General features: G+C 66.7%; 20 protein-coding genes. 9 read left to right on the plus strand and 11 right to left on the minus strand.

Going from position 1 to position 19,890, the window contains the following annotated elements; translation table 11 throughout:
• Window positions 1-33 precede the first annotated feature (33 nt).
• The 3 genes from tuf to BUB76_RS13125 form a co-directional block, all read right to left on the minus strand.
• On the minus strand, window positions 34-1,209 hold the full coding sequence (gene tuf, locus BUB76_RS13115) for an elongation factor Tu (protein WP_073127489.1): 1,176 nt from the start codon (window positions 1,207-1,209) through the stop codon (window positions 34-36).
• 130 nt (window positions 1,210-1,339) lie between these two features.
• A complete protein-coding gene (locus BUB76_RS13120) occupies window positions 1,340-1,948 on the minus strand; it encodes a hypothetical protein (RefSeq protein ID WP_073129254.1) in 609 nt (202 codons plus the stop codon).
• A gap of 11 nt (window positions 1,949-1,959) precedes the next feature.
• Complete coding sequence (locus BUB76_RS13125) at window positions 1,960-4,275, minus strand: DNA topoisomerase IV subunit A (RefSeq protein ID WP_073129255.1); 2,316 nt, start codon at window positions 4,273-4,275, stop codon at window positions 1,960-1,962.
• A 124-nt stretch (window positions 4,276-4,399) separates the two neighbouring features.
• Between BUB76_RS13125 and BUB76_RS13130 the strand changes: the two genes are divergently transcribed.
• From BUB76_RS13130 to BUB76_RS13155, 6 genes are all read left to right on the plus strand, one after another.
• Window positions 4,400-4,870 (plus strand): SH3 domain-containing protein, encoded by a 471-nt coding sequence (locus BUB76_RS13130; protein WP_175550315.1) that lies wholly within the window; start codon window positions 4,400-4,402, stop codon window positions 4,868-4,870.
• 75 nt (window positions 4,871-4,945) lie between these two features.
• Window positions 4,946-5,773, plus strand: coding sequence for an SDR family NAD(P)-dependent oxidoreductase (locus BUB76_RS13135; protein WP_073129257.1), 828 nt, complete (start codon window positions 4,946-4,948; stop codon window positions 5,771-5,773).
• Between the two features lie 87 nt (window positions 5,774-5,860).
• Entirely contained in the window at window positions 5,861-6,067 is a 207-nt protein-coding gene (locus tag BUB76_RS13140) for a twin transmembrane helix small protein (protein ID WP_073129258.1), read from the plus strand.
• A gap of 3 nt (window positions 6,068-6,070) precedes the next feature.
• Window positions 6,071-6,643 carry a cob(I)yrinic acid a,c-diamide adenosyltransferase gene (locus tag BUB76_RS13145; protein WP_073129259.1) on the plus strand — a complete coding sequence of 191 codons (573 nt, stop codon included), beginning with the start codon at window positions 6,071-6,073 and terminating at the stop codon, window positions 6,641-6,643.
• 152 nt (window positions 6,644-6,795) lie between these two features.
• The gene (locus tag BUB76_RS13150; protein ID WP_073129260.1) at window positions 6,796-7,557 is read left to right on the plus strand and encodes an electron transfer flavoprotein subunit beta/FixA family protein; all 762 of its coding nucleotides are present in this window, start codon (window positions 6,796-6,798) and stop codon (window positions 7,555-7,557) included.
• The gene (locus BUB76_RS13155; RefSeq protein WP_073129261.1) at window positions 7,557-8,483 is read left to right on the plus strand and encodes an electron transfer flavoprotein subunit alpha/FixB family protein; all 927 of its coding nucleotides are present in this window, start codon (window positions 7,557-7,559) and stop codon (window positions 8,481-8,483) included. Before BUB76_RS13150 ends, BUB76_RS13155 begins: the two co-directional genes overlap by 1 nt.
• A gap of 62 nt (window positions 8,484-8,545) precedes the next feature.
• Here BUB76_RS13155 and BUB76_RS13160 read toward each other — a convergent pair whose 3' ends face one another.
• Window positions 8,546-9,418: a DUF6473 family protein gene (locus BUB76_RS13160; protein WP_073129262.1), complete on the minus strand. Its 873-nt coding sequence runs from the start codon at window positions 9,416-9,418 to the stop codon at window positions 8,546-8,548.
• Between the two features lie 180 nt (window positions 9,419-9,598).
• On the opposite strand from BUB76_RS13160, the gene BUB76_RS13165 reads away from it, so the two are divergent.
• A complete protein-coding gene (locus BUB76_RS13165) occupies window positions 9,599-10,474 on the plus strand; it encodes a 3-hydroxybutyryl-CoA dehydrogenase (RefSeq protein WP_073129263.1) in 876 nt (291 codons plus the stop codon).
• 16 nt (window positions 10,475-10,490) lie between these two features.
• On the opposite strand, the gene BUB76_RS13170 is transcribed toward BUB76_RS13165, so the two are convergent.
• From BUB76_RS13170 to BUB76_RS13195, 6 genes are all read right to left on the minus strand, one after another.
• Window positions 10,491-11,414, minus strand: coding sequence for a lysophospholipid acyltransferase family protein (locus BUB76_RS13170; protein WP_073129264.1), 924 nt, complete (start codon window positions 11,412-11,414; stop codon window positions 10,491-10,493).
• Window positions 11,415-11,443: 29 nt separating this feature from the next.
• Complete coding sequence (locus BUB76_RS13175; protein WP_073129265.1) at window positions 11,444-11,713, minus strand: HPr family phosphocarrier protein; 270 nt, start codon at window positions 11,711-11,713, stop codon at window positions 11,444-11,446.
• Window positions 11,714-12,133, minus strand: coding sequence for a PTS sugar transporter subunit IIA (locus BUB76_RS13180; RefSeq protein WP_073129266.1), 420 nt, complete (start codon window positions 12,131-12,133; stop codon window positions 11,714-11,716).
• A 156-nt stretch (window positions 12,134-12,289) separates the two neighbouring features.
• Window positions 12,290-12,721 carry an HPr kinase/phosphorylase gene (locus BUB76_RS13185; RefSeq protein WP_073129267.1) on the minus strand — a complete coding sequence of 144 codons (432 nt, stop codon included), beginning with the start codon at window positions 12,719-12,721 and terminating at the stop codon, window positions 12,290-12,292.
• Window positions 12,721-14,442 (minus strand): sensor histidine kinase, encoded by a 1,722-nt coding sequence (locus BUB76_RS13190; RefSeq protein WP_073129268.1) that lies wholly within the window; start codon window positions 14,440-14,442, stop codon window positions 12,721-12,723. Before BUB76_RS13190 ends, BUB76_RS13185 begins: the two co-directional genes overlap by 1 nt.
• A gap of 4 nt (window positions 14,443-14,446) precedes the next feature.
• The gene (locus BUB76_RS13195) at window positions 14,447-15,148 is read right to left on the minus strand and encodes a response regulator transcription factor (protein WP_073129269.1); all 702 of its coding nucleotides are present in this window, start codon (window positions 15,146-15,148) and stop codon (window positions 14,447-14,449) included.
• Window positions 15,149-15,480: 332 nt separating this feature from the next.
• On the opposite strand from BUB76_RS13195, the gene BUB76_RS13200 reads away from it, so the two are divergent.
• Window positions 15,481-17,079, plus strand: coding sequence for a phosphoenolpyruvate carboxykinase (locus BUB76_RS13200; RefSeq protein WP_073129270.1), 1,599 nt, complete (start codon window positions 15,481-15,483; stop codon window positions 17,077-17,079).
• A 75-nt stretch (window positions 17,080-17,154) separates the two neighbouring features.
• Here BUB76_RS13200 and BUB76_RS13205 read toward each other — a convergent pair whose 3' ends face one another.
• Complete coding sequence (locus tag BUB76_RS13205; RefSeq protein WP_073129271.1) at window positions 17,155-17,925, minus strand: sulfite exporter TauE/SafE family protein; 771 nt, start codon at window positions 17,923-17,925, stop codon at window positions 17,155-17,157.
• Window positions 17,926-18,088: 163 nt separating this feature from the next.
• Between BUB76_RS13205 and BUB76_RS13210 the strand changes: the two genes are divergently transcribed.
• Window positions 18,089-19,780, plus strand: a complete 1,692-nt coding sequence (locus BUB76_RS13210; RefSeq protein ID WP_073129272.1) for an acyl-CoA dehydrogenase family protein — start codon at window positions 18,089-18,091, stop codon at window positions 19,778-19,780.
• Window positions 19,781-19,890: the final 110 nt, after the last annotated feature.

Genomic DNA, 19,890 nt, shown 5'->3' on the forward strand with positions numbered 1-19,890 from the left:
CATCCCGGCGGGGTGCGCCGGGATGCGTTCCGATTACTCGATGATCTTCGACACCACGCCGGCGCCGACGGTGCGGCCGCCTTCGCGGATGGCGAAGCGCAGTTTCTCTTCCATGGCGATCGGCGCGATCAGCTCGACGCCGAACTGCACGTTGTCGCCCGGCATGACCATCTCGGTGCCTTCGTTCAGCTGCACCGTGCCGGTCACGTCCGTCGTGCGGAAGTAGAACTGCGGGCGGTAGTTCGCGAAGAACGGCGTGTGGCGGCCGCCCTCTTCCTTGGTCAGGATGTAGGCCTCGGCCTCGAACTTCGTGTGCGGCTTCACCGAGCCGGGCTTGCACAGCACCTGGCCACGCTCGACGCCGTCACGGTCCACGCCGCGCAGCAGCGCGCCGATGTTGTCGCCGGCTTCGCCGCGGTCCAGCAGCTTGCGGAACATCTCGACACCGGTGCAGGTCGTCTTCTTGGTGTCGCGGATGCCGACGATCTCGATCTCGTCGCCCACGTTGATCACGCCACGCTCCACACGGCCGGTGACCACGGTGCCGCGGCCCGAGATCGAGAACACGTCCTCGACCGGCATCAGGAACGGCTGGTCCACGGCGCGCTCGGGCGTCGGGATGTACTCGTCCACGGCGGCCATGAGCTTCTTGATCGACTCTTCGCCGATCTCGGGGTTCTCGCCGTTCATCGCGGCCAGAGCCGAGCCCGGGATGACCGGGATGTCGTCGCCGGGATACTCGTAGGACGACAGCAGCTCGCGGATTTCCATCTCGACGAGCTCCAGCAGCTCCTCGTCATCCACCTGGTCGACCTTGTTCATGTAGACCACGATCGCGGGGATGCCGACCTGGCGGCCCAGCAGGATGTGCTCGCGCGTCTGCGGCATGGGGCCGTCGGCGGCGTTCACCACCAGGATCGCGCCGTCCATCTGCGCGGCGCCGGTGATCATGTTCTTCACGTAGTCGGCGTGGCCGGGGCAGTCCACGTGGGCATAGTGGCGGGCCTCGGTCTCGTACTCCACGTGCGCGGTCGAGATCGTGATGCCGCGGGCCTTCTCCTCGGGCGCGCCGTCGATCTGGTCGTAAGCGCGGAAGTCGCCGAAATACTTGGTGATCGCCGCGGTCAGCGTCGTCTTGCCGTGGTCAACGTGACCGATGGTCCCGATGTTCACGTGCGGTTTGTTGCGTTCGAACTTTGCCTTCGCCATGAAAGTCAGCGCCTCGTCTGGTGTAAAATGGGGGCCGCGACAGGGGCTTGGCCCGGGTGGATTGACGCGGGCTGATTAGCGACCGAAAGGCGGAATTGCAAGGCCGGTCCGACCGGTCCGGCGCGCCCCGTCAGGGCCGCGCCGCGATGGCCGCCTGCGCCTGCGCATCCAGCGCGTCGCGGTCGAATTCCACGCGCGTCTGCCCCGGCTCGGGGGTGAACCATTCGGCGTTGCGGATCAGCCAGTTCTCGAGCGCGCGCGCCCCGTCCGTGGCCAGGTTTTCCAGCTGCTCCTCCTTGCCGCGCACCAGGCCCGACCCGACGATGGGCGCGATGTTCTCGACCCCTTCGAAGGCGGTGATGCGGTGCGGCTTGGCGTTCAGACGCTGCTGGGTGGCGTTGTCGTAGACGTTGACCTCGAAGATCAGCGCCGATTTCGGGGTGTAGATCACCGGCAGGCCCGGCAGCGCCAGCACGTAGCCGCCGATGGCGATCCCGAGATGGTAGAGCCCGTCGCCATCATAGCGGCCCAGCCGCGCCTCGACCGCGTCGGCCAGGGCGGTGGTCAGCTCGTCCTTCGTCGCCTCGCGCGAGAACGGTCCCTGTTCCACGTCGCGGGCCTGCACGATGTTGTAGCCCAGCCGGAAGTCGCCCAGCGCCTCGGGCGTCTCATCGAGGGAATTCGCGGCGCAGCCGGCAAGCGTGACGAGGCCGACGAGGGCCAAGAGGCGGAGGATCATCGGCGGCTCCTTCAGGTGAACTTGTTGTCGCGCGGGAAGCCACGCGGCGCCATCCGGCCCGCCCCCGCGCGCTTGGCCGTCCATTCGGCGAGGTCGGTCTCGGTGCGGGTCCGACCGGCCGGGTCGCGCCACGACAGGCCCTCGGACAGCGTGAAGGTCGTGGCGTCCGACAGGCCGCCATCCTTGAACTTCTGGAGGCGCACGCCCTTGCCGCGCGCCATCTCGGGCAGCTCGTCCAGCGGGAAGACCAGGACCTTGCGGTTCTCGCCAACGGTGGCGACGTGATCGCCGCTTACGGGCTTGGCCAGCAGCGCGGTGGCGGGCGCGCGCACGTTCAGCACCTGCTTGCCCGCGCGGGTCTGCGCCACGGCGTCATCCTCGGGCAGGACGAATCCGTCGCCGGCCGAGGACGCGACCAGCAGCTTGCCGCCGGGGCGGTGGATGCGCAGCTCGACGATCTGCGCCTCGTTGGGCAGGTCGACCATCAGGCGCACGGGCTCGCCCATGCCGCGGCCCCCGGGCAGGCCGGAGGCGGGCAAGGTATAGAACCGTCCGTTCGAGCCCATGAGCAGCAAGCGGTCGGTGGTCTCGGCGTGGAAGATGAAACGCGGGCCGTCGCCGTCCTTGAACTTCAGCTCGCGGCCCAGGTCGATATGGCCGGTCATCGCGCGGATCCAGCCCATCTGGCTGTACACCACGGTGATCGGCTCGCGGTCGATCATGGCCTCGATCGGCACGTCCTCGACCTCGACCGCCTCCTCGATCCGCGACAGGCGGTGGCCCCGTTCGTAATCCTTGCCGAACTGTTTCTTGGTCTCGCGCAGCTGGTCGGTGATCCGGGCCCACTGCACGTCGGGCGTGGCCAGCAGGTCTTCGAGCGCCGCACGCTCCTCGAGCAGGGCATCACGTTCGCGCCGAAGCTCCAACTCCTCCAGCCGCCGCAGGGCGCGCAGCCGCATGTTGAGGATCGCCTCGGCCTGCACCTCGCTCAGGTCGGTCTCGCCGTCGCCGGGCAGGGGCGACACGTAATCCCGCTCGTCCGTGGCGCGGGGCGGGATCGTGCCCCAGTCCTGCGCCATCAGCGCGCACTTGGGATCGTCGTCGTAGCGGATGATGTCGATCACCCGGTCGAGGTTCAGGAAGGCGATGATGAAGCCTTCCAGCACCTCGAGCCGGTGGTCGATCTTCTCGAGCCGGTGGCGCGAGCGGCGCAAAAGCACGTCGCGGCGGTGGTCGAGGAAGGCGCGCAGCACTTCCTTCAGCGAACAGACCTTGGGCGTGCGGCCGTCGATCAGCACGTTCATGTTCATCGCGAAGCGCGTTTCGAGGTCCGACTGCTTGTAGAGCATGTTCATCAGGATCTCGGGATCGACGCTGCGCGACTTGGGCTCGAGGATCACGCGCACATCCTCGGCCGACTCGTCGCGGATGTCGGCGAGGATGGGCAGCTTCTTGGTCTGGATCAGGTCGGCGATCTTCTCGATCAGCTTGGATTTCTGCACCTGGTACGGGATCTCGGTGACGACGATCTGCCACTGGCCGCGGCCCAGATCCTCCTTCTCCCACTTGCACCGCAGGCGGAAGCCGCCGCGCCCGGTGCGATAGGTCTCGGCCATGCTCTCGGGGCTTTCGACGATCACGCCGCCAGTGGGAAAATCCGGCCCCTTCACGTAGTTCAGCAGCGTGTCGTCGCGCGCGTCGGGCGTCTTGATCAGGTGGACGGCCGCATCGCACAGCTCGACGATGTTGTGGGGCGGTATGTTCGTCGCCATGCCAACGGCGATGCCCGAGGAGCCGTTGGCCAGCAAGTTCGGGAAGGACGCGGGCAGCACGACAGGTTCCGTCAGCGTGCCGTCGTAGTTCTCGCGGTAATCGACGGCGTTCTCGTTCAGGCCTTCCAGCAACGCCTCGGCCGCCGCGGTCATCCGCGCCTCGGTATAGCGGCTGGCGGCCGGGTTATCGCCGTCGATATTGCCGAAGTTGCCCTGCCCGTCGACCAGCGGGTAGCGGACGTTGAATTCCTGCGCGAGCCGGGCCATCGCGTCGTAGATCGCCGCGTCGCCATGGGGGTGATAGTTGCCCATCACGTCGCCCGAGATCTTGGCGGACTTGCGGAAACCGCCGGTGGACCCGAGCCTGAGTTCACGCATCGCGAACAGTATCCGCCGGTGGACCGGCTTTAGCCCGTCGCGCGCATCGGGCAGCGCGCGGTGCATGATCGTGCTGAGTGCATAGGTCAGGTAGCGCTCGCCAATCGCGCGCGACAGCGACTCGGTCAGCGAATCCGGGGTGGGAATGTCTTCGGGATCGGCGGGATCGTCGCTCATGGTTCGGGGATAGCCTTCGCCGGAAGTCTGGTAAAGACGCCAAATCGCGCGCGATCGGCGAACTTTTTCTCAGGTGGGCCGTTAACTCATGGTAATCTTGAACGAACTGAACGGGGGCGATTCCATGATTCGACTGAGCCTTGGCTTGTTGCTTTGCATTGGTGTGACCATGGCCGTCGTCGGCCGCGACGTCGAACGGCCGATGGGAAGCGACGACCCCGACTTCAACCGGGTTGCGACCGCGGCCGAGCCCGCCGAAACCGCGCGCCTGGCGCTGGACGACGAACGCGGTGCGATAGAACGCGCACTCGCGGCGACAATCGCCCCGGAGCCCGAGCCCGAGGAAGCGGCAATGATCCAGACGGCCAGCCTGCAGCCCATGCTGCCCCAGCAGGACCTGCACGTGGTCACCGGCAACCGCGTCAACGTACGCTCCGGCCCATCGACGGCGAACCAGGTGGTCGACCAGGTCGTCCGCGACCAGCGGGTCGAAGTGCTGTCCGAGACGCCGGACGGCTGGATGCGGATCTTCATCCCCGACAGCGGGATCGAGGCCTATATCTTCGGCCGCTTCCTTCAGCCCGAACAGGGCTGACACCAACCCCTTGCACCCCGGTCGAACCCGCCCCATTCCGGTGGCGGGTTTTTCTTTGGGCGGGGACCGGCGACCATGGCGCGCAGCATTCTCATCACCGGCTGTTCCAGCGGGATCGGGCTTGACGCCGCGATGACGCTGCATCGCGCGGGCTGGCGCGTCTTCGCGGGCGTGCGCGACGAGGACAGCGCGGCGCGGTTCCGCTCGGCCGGGGTCGAGACGGCCCGGATCGAGATGGCGGAGACTTCCAGCATCGACGCTGCCCTCGCCGATGTGCTGGAGCGCACAGGCGGCACGCTCGACGCGCTCTACAACAACGCGGCCTTCGCCTGCCCCGGCGCGGTCGAGGACCTGCCGACGGACGCGCTGCGGTCGGTGTTCGAGGCCAATGTCTTCGGCCTGCACCACCTGACGCGCGCCGCGATCCCCGTCATGCGCCGGCAGGGTCACGGGCGGATCGTCCAGTGTTCCAGCGTTCTGGGCTTCGTGCCCCTGCCCTGGCGCGGCGCCTACTCGGCCAGCAAATACGCGCTGGAAGGGCTGACCGACACCCTGCGGATCGAGATGCGCGACACGCCCCTCCATATCATCACCCTGCAACCGGGGCCCATCGCGTCGCGGATCCGCGCCAACTCGATCCCGCATTTCGAACGCTGGATCGACTGGGAATCCTCGCCGCGCCGGGCGCAATACGAGCGGAGCCTGCTGAAACGCCTCTACGAGCCGTCGGGCGGCGATCTGTTCCAGCTGCCGCCGGGCGCGGTGTCGCGCGTGCTGCTGAAGGCCCTGACCACGCCCCGGCCACGCTCGCACTACAAGGTGACGGTGCCCACGCACCTCATGGCCGCCGCGCGGCGGTTGCTGCCCCGTGCCGCATTGGACGCGCTTTGCGCCCGCGGATAGGGTTGCGGCCACCGCGCGGGCCGCGCAGGGTCGCCTTCGCGGCGCGGCCCGCTAGGTGGCACGGCTCGGATAACAGACGGAGATCCAATGTTCAGTGATCCGCTATTCATTCTCGTCGTCATCGCCGTGCTCGTGGTGCTGGCGATCCTGCTGAAGGGTATCAGCACATTCGGAAAGGGCGGTGCCGATTCCGCCAAGCAATCCAACAAGTACATGCGCTGGCGGATTTACGCGCAGGGGATCGCCGTGGTGATCATCCTGATCTTCGTCTTCTTCCGCCGCACGGGAGGCTGAACCATGGTCGTACTGAACAAGATCTACACCCGCACCGGTGACGCGGGCGAAACCGCCCTGGGCAACGGCACGCGGGTCGCCAAGCACAGCCCGCGCGTCACCGCCTACGGCACGGTGGACGAGGTCAACGCCACCTTCGGCCTCGCGCGGCTGCACGCGACCGGCGAGGTGGCCCAGCAGATCGCGCGCATCCAGAACGACCTGTTCGACCTGGGCGCAGACCTCTGCCGCCCCGACATGGAGAAGGACGCCGAGGCGGAATACACGCCGCTGCGGATGACCGACGCCCAGACCGACCGGTTGGAGCGCGAGATCGACGCCATGAACGACGCGTTGGAGCCGCTGCGCAGCTTCATCCTGCCGGGCGGCAGCGCGCTGTCGGCGCATCTGCACCTGTGCCGCACCGTCACCCGCCGGGCCGAGCGTCTGACCATGGAGCTTGCGACGCTGGAAAACGTGAACCCGGCGGCGGTGCGATACCTCAACCGCCTGTCGGACTGGTGTTTCTGCGCCGCGCGCATCGCCAATGACGATGGCCGCGAGGACATCCTGTGGAAGCCGGGTGCCAACCGCTGAGCCAGCGCGCGCCGCTCTGCGGGCGGGCCGTTCCGAACACCCCGGATCAGCGCCCGGAACACTGCGTCAAACGGCCGAAATGCGTCGTTTTTCCCCTGTCTTCGCCCGAACCAAGGGTCTAGGGTCTGCGCCAAACGAATGGAGGATGACCGATGAAAATTCTCGTCCCCGTCAAGCGGGTGATCGACTATAACGTCAAGGTGCGGGTCAAGGGCGACGGCTCGGGCGTGGACCTGGCCAACGTGAAGATGTCCATGAACCCCTTCGACGAGATCGCCGTGGAACAGGCGATCCGCATGAAGGAGGCCGGCGACGCCGAAGAGGTCGTCGTCGTCTCGATCGGCGTGAAGCAGTCGCAGGAAACCCTGCGCACCGCGCTGGCCATGGGCGCCGACCGCGCGATCCTGATCACCGCAGCCGATGACGTGCACACCGATATCGAACCGCTGGCCGTCGCGAAGCTGCTGAAGGCCGTGGTCGACGAGGAACAGCCGGGCATGGTGCTTTGCGGCAAGCAGGCCATCGACAACGACATGAACGCCACCGGCCAGATGCTGGCGGCCCTGCTGGGCTGGTCGCAGGCCACCTTCGCGTCGGAAATCAAGGTCGATGGCGACCACGCGCTGGTCAAGCGCGAGGTCGATGGCGGCATGCAGTCGATCAAGGTCAAGATGCCCGCCGTGGTCTCGGTCGACCTGCGCCTGAACGAGCCGCGCTACGCCTCGCTGCCCAACATCATGAAGGCGAAGAAGAAGCCGCTGGATGAGAAGACGGCCGACGATTACGGCGTCGACGTCAGCCCCCGGCTCGAGATCGTAAAGACCTCGGAGCCGCCCGAGCGCAAGGCCGGCATCATCGTGGAATCCGTCGACCAGCTGGTCGACAAGCTGAAGAACGAAGCGGGGGTGATCTGATGACTGTTCTGCTTTTGGGTGAAGTCGACAACGGCACGCTGAACATGGACGCCACCGCCAAGGCCGTGGCCGCCTGCAAGCCGCTGGGCGATATCCACGTTCTGTGCTGCGGCGCCGAGGCTGCCGACGCGGGCAAGGAAGCCGCGACCATCGACGGCGTGGCCAAGGTCCTGGTCGCCGAGGACGCGATCTACGGTCACCGCCTGGCCGAGCCGACCGCCGCCCTGATGGTCAGCCTGGCCGGCGATTACGACCACGTGGTCGCCCCCGCCACCACGGACGCCAAGAACATCCTGCCGCGCGTCGCCGCGCTGCTGGACGTGATGGTCATCACCGACGTCTCGGGCGTGGTGGACGCGGACACGTTCGAACGCCCCATCTATGCCGGCAACGCGATCCAGACGGTGAAGTCCAAGGACGCGAAGAAAGTCGTGTCGATCCGCACATCGTCCTTCGACGCGGCGGGCACCGGCAACTCGGCCGAGGTGTCGGACGTGGCCACCGGCGACGCGCCGGGCCTGTCTGAATGGGTCGAGGATCACGTGGCCGAATCCGACCGCCCCGATCTGACCAGCGCCGGTATCGTCGTGTCCGGCGGTCGCGGTGTCGGTTCGGAGGAAGATTTCGCCATGATCGAGAAGCTGGCCGACAAGCTGGGCGCCGCCGTCGGCGCCTCGCGTGCTGCGGTCGACTCGGGCTACGCTCCGAACGACTGGCAGGTGGGCCAGACCGGCAAGGTCGTCGCGCCCGATCTGTATGTCGCGGTCGGCATCTCGGGGGCGATCCAGCACCTGGCCGGCATGAAGGACAGCAAGATCATCGTCGCGATAAACAAGGACGAAGAGGCGCCGATCTTCCAAGTCGCCGATTACGGTCTCGTCGCCGACCTGTTCGAGGCGGTGCCCGAGCTGGAAAGCAAGCTGTAACGCGCCCTTCGGGCAACAGCCGGACCAAGGGGCCTGTCGCATCGCGGCGGGCCCCTTTCGTTTCAGGCAGACCGACGCTGGAGCCTTGGACCGGCGGGTCCTTTCAGATCCAGCTGGCTGCGCAGGACGCGCGCCAGGCTCTCCGCCACCCGCGCATGGGCAAGGGGCCCCGGCACACGCTGCGCCGCCTCGGCCTCGTGCGGTGCGAACACCTTGGCCTCCAGCGCCGCCTCTCGCGTGTCGGAGGCGTCGATCACCTCGATCGTGGCCTTGATCCGGCCACGCAGCGCCCGCAGCATCTCGCGCGTGACAAGCGGCGGGTCGCCGTCGTCCGGAAGATTGCCGCCCGCATCCGGTGACCGTTCGCCCAGCCAGACCAGCACCACGTCGCCGCCGATCCGCGCGCAAAGCTGGTTCATGCGAGAAATCCACAGCGACTGAAGCTCGGTCCGGATCAGCGCGAAACGCCGCTCCGACTTGGCGGCCAGATCGGCCAGCAGGTGCCGCACGAAGAAGTTCTGCGACAGGTCCAGGTCGGGATAGACCCGCTCGAGAAACTCGGTCTGGCGCACCACCCGGTCGTTGCGTCGGGTGTGCAACGTGTAGAAGCGGTTGCGCAGCATGTGGGCCCCCGGCACCGCGATGACGGTCACGCGCGCGCCCGCGCAAATGTCGAGAAAGGTCTCGTCGGCCAGCCAGGCGTCGAGCCCCGTGTGCGGCACGCCGAGGTTCACGCATTTCATCCCCAGCGCGACCTCGAGCAGGTCGGGATAGGGCTGCTCGATGAAGCGGCCGAACGTCTCGATCCCGCCCAGTACGGCAACGTAGTCGCCCCCGTCCAGGTGGCGCCGCGGCCCGCGACACCTGAGCCGCGACGCGCCATACGTGCACACAGCATAGTCCAAGGGCCCCTGGCCCAGTCCTTCGATCGCCATCGCGATATCCCCCGACGCATCTCGTTTCACTCACCCGGCGGAGGAATTCGCACGAGGAAGTTGGAAAAAAGCTAACCGGACAATTCGCGCTATCGGGCGGCCGTCGCTGTCGGGTTGCATCGCCGCGTGGCCCGCGCATAAGGTCGCGCCAGCCAATTCAGCGGACAAGGATCACGCGACATGACGATCGAACGGGTGGGCGTGATCGGCGCCGGACAGATGGGCAACGGGATCGCCCATGTCTGCGCGCTGGCCGGCTATGACGTGGTGCTGAACGACGTGAACGGCGATGCCCTGACCGCGGCGGTCGAGCTGATCGGCCGCAACATGGATCGCCAGGTCGCGCGCGAGAAGATCAGCCAGGAGGACCGCGATGCCGCGATGGCGCGGATCAGCACCACCGGCACGCTCGCCGACCTCGGGCAGGCCGACCTGGTGATCGAGGCCGCGACCGAGCGCGAGGCGGTGAAGGACGCGATCTTCGCCGAGCTCGTGCCGCACCTGAAGCCCGAGACGATCCTGACCTCGAACACCTCGTCGATCTCGATCACGCGGCTCGCGTCGAAGACGGACCGGCCCGAGAAATTCATGGGCTTCCACTTCATGAACCCCGTCCCGGTGATGAGCCTGGTTGAGCTGATCCGCGGCATCGCCACCGACGAAGAGACGTTCAAGGCCTGCCAGGATGTCGTCGAGCGGCTGGACAAGACCGCGGCGACCGCCGAGGATTTCCCGGCCTTCATCGTCAACCGGATCCTGATGCCCATGATCAACGAGGCGGTCTATGTCCTTTACGAGGGCGTGGGCAACGTGAAGTCCATCGACAAGGCGATGAAGCTTGGCACGAACCACCCGATGGGCCCGCTGGAGCTGGCCGATTTCATCGGGCTCGACACCTGCCTTGCCATCATGAACGTGCTGCACGACGGGCTGGCCGATACGAAATACCGCCCCTGCCCCCTTCTGACCAAGTATGTCGAGGCCGGATGGCTGGGCCGCAAGGCCGGCCGGGGCTTCTACGACTATCGCGGGGACGAGCCGGTCCCGACCCGGTGACCGGCGCCGGGCGGGCCTAGTCCCCGCCCAGGGACAGCGTGTGCTCGCGCAGCCAGGCCATGAAACGGCGCCCGTCGCCGGCATGCGCTGCGACGGTTTCGGGCGCGATGGGGTGCCCCACGACGGGGCGCTGCGGCTTGTTCAGCGCGCGCACCACCTCGTGCAGCAGCAGCCCCTGCCGCAGCACCGGCGACAGCTTGTCGGCCACCTGGTAGGCGCGCGAATTGGCGCCGGGAAACCGGACCGGGACCACCGCGGCGCCCGAGCGCTGGATCATCTTGGCTGTGAAGGGGTTCCAGGGCGGCTCGACCACGGGGCCGAACGCCGTTTCCGACGCTGCCACCACGCCCGAGGGGAACAGCACCACGCAGCCGCCACGTGCCAGGTGCGCCATGGCGGCCTTCCGCATCTCGAGGCTTTGCTGCAACGCGTCCGGTTCGTGGGCGAAGGGCACCGGGATCATGAATCGGTCGATCTCGACCACGCCGGTCAGCAGCGAGCGGGTCAGGATCTTGTAGTCGGTGCGCCGCCGCCCGATGAGCTCGGCCAGGACCATGCCGTCGACCAGCCCGTGGGGGTGGTTCGCGGTGATGACCAGCGGGCCCGTTGCCGGAATCCGGTCGATCTGCTCGTCGGGTGTCTCCAGCGAAATCCCCATGACACCGAGGGCCTGCGCCCAGAAGGGCTGGCCGTGCGGCACGCCCATGGCTTCGAACCGGCGGATCAGCCGTAGTAGGCGCAGCTTGCCGGTGCAGAACTCCATGCTCTGGATGATGCGGCGCTGGACCGGGTGCGGAAAGGTCGTGGCATAGCTCAGGCGGCGGCGGTCATAGCTCTGTTCCGACAGGCTGCTGCCATCGCCCTGCCCGGCCAGTGCGGGCGCGGGCGTATCGGGCTTGCCCAGTCGGGCGGCCCGCTTGAAGGCCAGGGAATTGGTCATCGCGGCGCTCTCGCTCCTCCCAGCTGGCGTCACATACCCTCGCCAAACCGGTCGGCCACAAGGGCGGCAATGGCATCGGCCAACGCGTCGGCCTCGGGTCCGGTGGTTTCCACCTCGATCGTGGTGCCGCGTGACGCCGCCAGCATCAAGAGCCCCATTATACTGTCGCCTGCGGCCGATTGACCATCCCGGTAGATCTGGGCCTGGGCGTCGAAGCCTTCCACGGTTTCGACCAGCTTGGCCGACGCACGCGCGTGCAGGCCCTTCTCGTTGATGATTTCAAGGCTGCGGGTCGCCATTCACCGTTTGCCCCCGGCGATGCGCAGGTCGGGCTGCGGCTCGGACATGGAGTCGATATATTTGCGGCCGGCCATCAGGGATGCGCTAACCGCCTCGCCCACGCTCAGGTGGCGGGACTTCGCGAGCTTGATGAGCAGCGGCAGGTTGGCGCCGTAGACGATGCGCCGGTCATCGGGGTTGCACGCCAGCAGCGACAGGTTCGACGGAGAACCGCCGAACATGTCCGTCGCCACCACGACGCCGTCACCTGAGTCGACCTCATCCGCGGCGGCACAGATCTCGGCTTGCTTTCTTCCGCGGTCGCATTCGGGCTCGATCGAGATCGCGCGCACGCCGGATTGCCGGCCGACGACATGCTCGACGGCGGACAAGAATTCCTGAGCAAGCCCACCATGGGCGACGATGACGATGCCGATCACGGCGTGAACCCTTTGCCTGTGCCGCGATCTTTCCACGCGCGGCGTTCAAGCTCCCTTATAAAATTTGACACCCCGGACACAGGATCCGCAAGCGCTTTCGCCGCAGCTGCGAGAGGCCAGACGGATATGTGATGCGCTTGCGCTAGGAAATCCGCGTCAGGGATCGTCAGCGCGTCCGCCCTTCATCCATTGCAGAATCGCATGAGGCAGAGATGGGTTCGCACGCCCGAGGATCAAAGGGACCGCGATGTCGCAGTGCGCCCAGCTGCGTTTTGGCGGGATGCGGTCAGCTTCGGCTTGGTCGAGATCGACGGCCAGCGCGATGGGCGTGGGCGGTGCGGGATCGGCAAATAGGATGCCGACGCCGCGCGCCTCGATCCGGCCCAAAAGGGTCTTCGGAGCCCAGGCCAGGAGGCGCTGGTCACGCGGGGCAAGGCAGGTGCGGTCATCGGCGATCAGGCGCGCGCCATGTGCCATTAATGTCAGCGCGAGGCTGGACTTGCCCGCGCCCGCCGCGCCCAGAATAAGGACACCCCGCCCCCAGAGGGCCACCGCGCTGGCATGGACCAGCGCGGGGTCGCCCGGCATCAGACCGGAAGGCCGACCACGAAGCGCGCGCCCAGCGGCTCGGACGTGGGATCGGCATCCGTGGGCTGGATGTTCTCGGCCCAGATCACGCCGCCATGCGCCTCGACGATCTGCTTGGAGATCGCGAGGCCGAGGCCCGAGTTGTTGCCGAACTGGCCCTCGGGCCGTTCCGAGTAGAAGCGGTTGAAGATCTTGCCCAGCGCGCTTTCCGGGATGCCGGGGCCGGTATCCTCGACCACCACCAGGACGCGGTTGTCACGGCGCCGCGCCCAGATACGGATGGCGTCACCCTCGTCGCAGAACGAGATCGCGTTGGTCAGGAGATTCACGAAGACCTGCGCCAGCCGGCTTTCCAGGCCGTCGATGATGATCGGATCCTTGGGCAGGTCCGCGATGAACTCGACCTTCTTCTCGGCGGCCTCGCGGCCAAGGTATTCCGCGATATTGCTGAGCATGGCCAGGAGGTTGAAACACTCTTCCTCCTCCTTCACCAGTTCGCTGTCCAGCCGCGATGCGTTCGAGATGTCGCTGACCAGCCGGTCGAGGCGGCGCACGTCGTGGTCGATCACGTCCAGCAGCTTGTCGCGATGCTCTTCCTTCTTGACGAAGCGCAGGCTGCCCACCGCCGAGCGGAGCGAGGCAAGCGGGTTCTTGATCTCGTGGGCCACGTCTGCGGCGAACTGCTCGTTGGCGTCGATCCGGTCGTAAAGCGCGGCGACCATCCCGCGCAGCGCGCCGGAAAGCCGCCCGATCTCGTCCGGTCGGGCGCTCAGATCGGGAATGCGGATACGCGAGGGGCGGACCGTGCGGGCGTTCTTGTCGCGCCCGATCTCGGCCGCGGCGGCAAGGTCCGACAACGGGTTGGCGATGGTCGAGGCCAGAACGAGGCTCAGGCCGATGCTGACGAGGATGGCGATGACGAACATCTGCAGCACCTGCTCGCGCTCGGCCCTGACAAGGCGGTCGATCTCGCCCGCGCCCGACGTCAGGCCGACCACGCCAAGGATCTCGTCGCCCTGCATGATGGGCGAGGCGACGGCGAAGATCACCCGGCCGTCGCGCACCAGCCCGGTTTCGACCTGGGTCTCGCCACGATAGGTGCGCGCCACGAGGTTGGCGGCCAGCCGTTCGGTTTCGGCCTCGGCCTGCGCCGGATCTTCCTTGGCAAGAAGCGATGCCACGCTGGTCCAGACGGTATCCAGCGCATCCGAGATGACGGTTCTTCTATTGTCCTCGTTCACCCCGCGCACGGCGATGGCTTCCCGCGCGGGCAACTCGCGCGTGGTGGCGATGATGCGCTGGTCACGATCGAAGACGAAGGCCTCGGAATTCGGGTTCAGCTTGACCGCTTCGAGCGTGGCCTTGGCGTCGAGCCCCAAGCCGAAGCGGGCATCGGGGTCCTGGAGAAGCTGCGCTTCGAAGGCCGAGGTTAGCAGCGCCGCCTCGTTCACCAGCGCCGCCTCGCGCTGCATCACCAGCGAGTCCCGGAACGGGTTGAGGAACAGCACCCCCGCGACCAGCACCATGATGGCCAGCAGGTTGAAGGTGATGATCTTGCGCGCCAGAGGCGAGCGGTTCATCGACAGCAGCCCGCGGCGATCGTGCTTGGTGCGAAGCTCGCGTTCGGCCGTGGCGTCCGCGCGCACCCAGTCCTCGCCCAGCACGACCTTGGCCTGCTGGTTGCCCTTCTGCGGGAGGTCTGCCTCGGACGCCATGGTCATGGCGCTATTCTTCGTTGTAACGGTAGCCGATACCGTAGAGCGTCTCGATCGCCGAGAAGTCGTTGTCGACCGACCGCATCTTCTTGCGCAGGCGCTTGATGTGGCTGTCGATGGTCCGGTCGTCCACGTAGACCTGGTCGTCGTAGGCGACATCCATCAGCTGGTCGCGCGATTTGACGAAGCCCGGCCGCTGCGCCAGCGCCTGCAGCAGCAGGAACTCGGTCACGGTCAGCGAAACGTCCTTGCCCTTCCAGGTCACGGCGTGACGCGCCGGGTCCATCTTCAGCTCGCCCCGGGTCATCACCTGGCTCGCCTCGACCTCGGTCACTTCCTCGCCCGACAGGACCTCCTGCCGGCGCAGGAGCGCGCGGATGCGTTCGACCAGCAGGCGCTGGCTGAACGGCTTCTTCACGTAGTCGTCGGCGCCCATGCGCAGGCCCAGGACCTCGTCGATCTCGTCATCCTTGGACGTGAGGAAGATCACGGGCATCGCGGTCTTCTGGCGGACGCGCTGCAACAGGTCCATGCCGTCCATGCGGGGCATCTTGATGTCGAACACGGCCATGTCCGGCAGCTTGCGGTTGAAGGCATCCAGGGCCTGCTGGCCGTCGTTGTAGGTCTCGACCTCGAAGCCCTCGGCCTCGAGCGTCATGGCGACGGACGTCAGGATGTTCCTGTCGTCATCCACCAATGCAATCTTCGACATGGGATGTGTCCTTATACTGCGCGATTTTTGCCTGGTCGAATTATTGTCTTATTTTTCGTCATAATCCCGGTTTGGACCGACCAAGGCAACAGATTTCGCGAATCACCGACTTATCCTCCCCGTGATCTGGCAGGAAAGTCGTTAATGATGGCTAAATTATCGCAGTGGGCCGCCCGCAGGCTTCCCTAGCGTTACCCGGGTAATTTGATTGCGCTAAACCGTCTTCTGTTATCGATAACCGTCAATCCTGTCACTATCTCGCGCCATTCTGTTATGCTAACAGCCCGCGTGGCCGGCAGCCCGCCGGTCGGAATGACGGAGCGCGAGCGACCATGACCGACGGCATCTGCAACCCCGACCACACGCTGGAGCATCAGGGCATCACCGGGCTCGGGTCCGTCCAGTACAACCTGACCGAACCCCTGTTGATGGAAGCCGCGCTGGGTCGGGGTGAAGGCAAGATCGGCCAGGGCGGCACCCTTCTGGTGGCCACCGGCAAGCACACGGGCCGCTCGCCCAAGGACAAGTTCGTCGTTCGCACCCCGTCGGTCGAGGACAGCATCTGGTGGGAGAACAACCCGCCGATGGAGCCCGCCAAGTTCGACGCGCTGCACGCCGACATGCTGGAGCACATGAAAGGCCGCGATTACTTCGTCCAGGATCTTTTCGGCGGTGCCGATCCCGCGCACCGGCTGGACGTGCGGGTCATCACCGAGCTTGCCTGGCACGGCCTTTTCATCCGTCACCTTCTGCGCCGGCCCGACCGCGACGCGCTGGCCGAGTTCACGCCCGATTTCACCATCATCAACTGCCCCAGCTTCAAGGCCGACCCCGCGAAGCACGGCTGCCGGTCCGATACCGTCATCGCCATCAACATGGACGCCAAGCTGATCCTGATCGGCGGGACCGAGTACGCGGGCGAGAACAAGAAATCGGTCTTCACCCTGCTGAACTACCTTCTGCCCGAGAAGGGCATCATGCCCATGCATTGCTCGGCCAACCACGCGCCGGGCAACCCCGTCGACACCGCCGTCTTCTTCGGCCTGTCGGGCACCGGCAAGACCACCCTGTCGGCCGACCCCGCCCGCGTGCTGATCGGCGACGACGAACACGGCTGGTCGGACCGCGGCACCTTCAACTTCGAAGGCGGCTGCTACGCCAAGACCATCGGCCTCGACCCGGAGGCCGAGCCCGAGATCTTCGCGACCACCCAGAAATTCGCCACCGTGATCGAGAACATGGTCTTTGATCCCGACACGCGCGACCTGGACTTCGACGATGACAGCCTCACGGCCAACATGCGCTGCGCCTACCCGCTGAACTATATCTCGAACGCGTCGGACACGGCCCTGGGCGGGCACCCCAAGAACGTCATCATGCTGACCTGCGACGCCTTCGGCGTGCTGCCCCCCATCGCGCGGCTGACGCCCGCGCAGGCGATGTATCACTTCCTGTCGGGTTTCACCGCCAAGGTGGCCGGGACCGAGCGCGGCGTGACCGAGCCGCAGCCGACCTTCTCGACCTGTTTCGGCGCGCCCTTCATGCCGCGCCGCCCCGAGGTCTACGGCGAGCTGCTGAAGAAGAAGATCGCCAAGCACGGCGCGACCTGCTGGCTGGTGAACACCGGCTGGACCGGCGGCGCCTTCGGGGAAGGCCAGCGGATGCCGATCAAGGCCACCCGCGCGCTGCTGTCGGCCGCGCTGGACGGGTCGCTGGAAAAGGCGCCGTTCCGCAAGGATCCGAATTTCGGCTTCGACGTGCCGACCTCGGTCGCCGGTGTGCCGGACGTGCTGCTCAACCCGCGCCGCACCTGGGACGACAGCGCGGCCTACGACGCGCAGGCGGCGAAACTGGTCAAGATGTTCTCGGACAACTTCGCCCAGTACGAAACGCATATCGACGACGACGTGCGCGCCATCGCGCTGGGATAAGCGCCGAAAGATCCGTGATTTTCCGAGGGGGATCGCCACCGGCGGTCCCCTTTATTTCATGCGGGATGGTGGCGGTCAGCCGATCAGGCCGCGCCGGATCAGGTTCAGCCCGGCCACGATCAGCACGATCAGGGTGATCTTGCGAAACTTCTCCTGGTCGAGCCGGTCGCCCAGCTGGAACCCCACCCATATACCTAGCGCCGCGGGCACCAGCAGCATGAGCGAGAACGGCACCGTCTCGCGGTTCAGCACGCCCGATTGCAGGTGCCCGGCCAAAAGCGCGACCGACCCAAGGCCGTAGACCACCCCCTGCACCGCCAGTTGCCGCGCCTTAAGCGTGTCGAGCGCCAGCAGGTACAGCACCGTCGGCGGCCCCCAGGTGCCCGCCAGCCCGCCCAGCGTGCCGGACGCCAACCCAAGCCCCCAGTCGGCCAGGGTCCGGCGGTGGGGCGGTATCCTGAACCGCACGCCAAGAAGTTGCAGCGCCGACAGGACCACCACCGGGATGCCCAGCACGAGATACATGGTCTGGGCCGGGATCACCGTCACGAACTGCGCCGAGATCAGGATCATCACGAAGACGATCAGGATGTAGCGGCGATAATCCACGATGGCGTCCCAGGCCGCCCCCAGCCCCGCGCGCAGCACCTGCAGGCCGTTCGACATGAGGATCGGCAGCACGATGCCGGCCACCACCAGCCGGGGCTCGACAAGGACCGAGATGCCCGAGATCATCACCAGAGGCATCGCGAAGCCCACCGCGCCCTTCACGAACCCGGCGACAAGGGTGACGCACGCCGCGTAAAGCAGCACGGAGGGGCTGAGCAGGTCGGTAAGGGCATCCATGGCGCGACTTAGGCGCAGCCCGTGTCGGGGTGCCAGTGAAAACGACGCAACAAAGTCGCTGCGTCATTTTCGTGCAAAAGCGGTGATCCGTTTGAAATCTTCTTGCGCGTCGGACGTCGGCGGGCTAGGCCCCTTCGCAACTGCAGCATAAGGAAGACCCGCGATGCCCCATGACGGACAGGACCTGACCGATCTGACCGCCCCCAGCGCCGTGCTGAAGAACCTGCTGTCGCTGACCGCCGACGCCCTGCCCGCCGCCGACGCGCTTTTGGCCACGGCGAAGGACCGGCTGCGTGCGCGCGTTACCGAGAATGACCGCGTCTCGGCCAAGCTGATCGAAGCCAACCAGACCGCGGCGCACGGGCTGGCCTGGCTCGCGACCTACGTGCAGGCGCTGCACCAGATGCACGACTGGGCGACACGGCTGGACGCGTCCGGGCATCTGCGCCCGCTCGAGCGCCTGATCCTCCAGGTCGCCTTCGGCGAATACCTGTCGCAGATGTCGGGCGGCCTGCCCATGAGCCAGGGCGAAATGCTGCGCCCGCAGGACCTGGAGCTCGGGGCCGACGATCTGGCCGCCTTCGCCACCGACGCGGTCACGACCCTCAGCCGCCAGGGCAACACCCAGTCCGCCCGGAGCGAGCTGGTGGCCCTGATGCAGGAGCAGTCGGCCGAGATCACCGTCGGCCGCTCGGGCCTCGACGACGAGCTCGAGATGATCCGCGAGCAGTTCCGCCGCTTTTGCGTCGACCGCGTGGAGCCCTACGCCCACGAATGGCACCTGAAAGACGAGCTGATCCCGATGGAGGTCATCCAGGAGATGGCCGAGCTGGGCGTCTTCGGCCTGACCATCCCTGAACAATACGGCGGCTTCGGCCTGTCGAAGGCCTCCATGTGCGTGGTGAGCGAGGAGCTGTCGCGCGGCTATATCGGCGTGGGCAGCCTTGGCACCCGCTCCGAGATCGCAGCCGAGTTGATCCTTTGCGGCGGCACCGAGGCGCAGAAGGAAAAGTGGCTTCCCGGTCTCGCCTCGGCCGAGATCCTGCCCACGGCCGTCTTCACCGAACCCAACACCGGATCGGATCTCGGGTCGCTGCGCACCAAGGCCACCCGCGACGGCGACGACTGGGTGCTGAACGGCAACAAGACCTGGATCACCCACGCCGCGCGCACGCAGGTGATGACCGTGCTGGCCCGCACGGTGCCGGGCACCAACGACTATCGTGGCCTCAGCATGTTCCTGGCAGAGAAGACCCCCGGCACCGACGATGCCCCGTGGCAGGACCCTGGCATCTCGGGCGGCGAGATCGAGGTGCTCGGCTATCGCGGTATGAAGGAATACACCGTCAATTTCGACGACTTCCGCGTGGCGGGCGACAACCTGCTGGGCGGCGAGGAAGGCCAGGGCTTCAAACAGCTCATGGAGACGTTCGAGTCCGCCCGCATCCAGACCGCGGCCCGGGCGATCGGCGTGGCGCAATCGGCGCTGGACGCCTCCATGCGCTATGCCACCGACCGCAAGCAGTTCGGCAAGGCCCTGATCGCCTTCCCTCGGGTGAGCGGGAAGCTGGCGATGATGGCGGTCGAGATCGCGGTGGCCCGCCAGCTGACCTATTTCAGCGCCTTCCAGAAGGATGCCGGCAAGCGCTGCGACCTCGAAGCGGGCATGGCCAAGCTGCTGGGCGCCCGCGTGGCCTGGGCGGCGGCCGATAACGGGTTGCAGATCCACGGCGGCAACGGCTTCGCGCTGGAATACCCGATCAGCCGCATCCTGTGCGACGCGCGGATCCTGAACATCTTCGAAGGCGCGGCCGAGATCCAGGCGCAGGTCATCGCGCGCCGGCTTCTGGGGTAAGGGGGACGGGCGGGCCGCTCGGGGTCCGCAGGTGCGTGTCCGCGTTGGCTGAGGCGCGTCGCTGCCGTTGCCCCGCCGACGCGGATTGACGGGTATCGCCATAGGTATTT

Origin of the sequence: Palleronia salina (assembly GCF_900141995.1) — a bacterium.
Lineage (GTDB): Bacteria > Pseudomonadota > Alphaproteobacteria > Rhodobacterales > Rhodobacteraceae > Palleronia > Palleronia salina.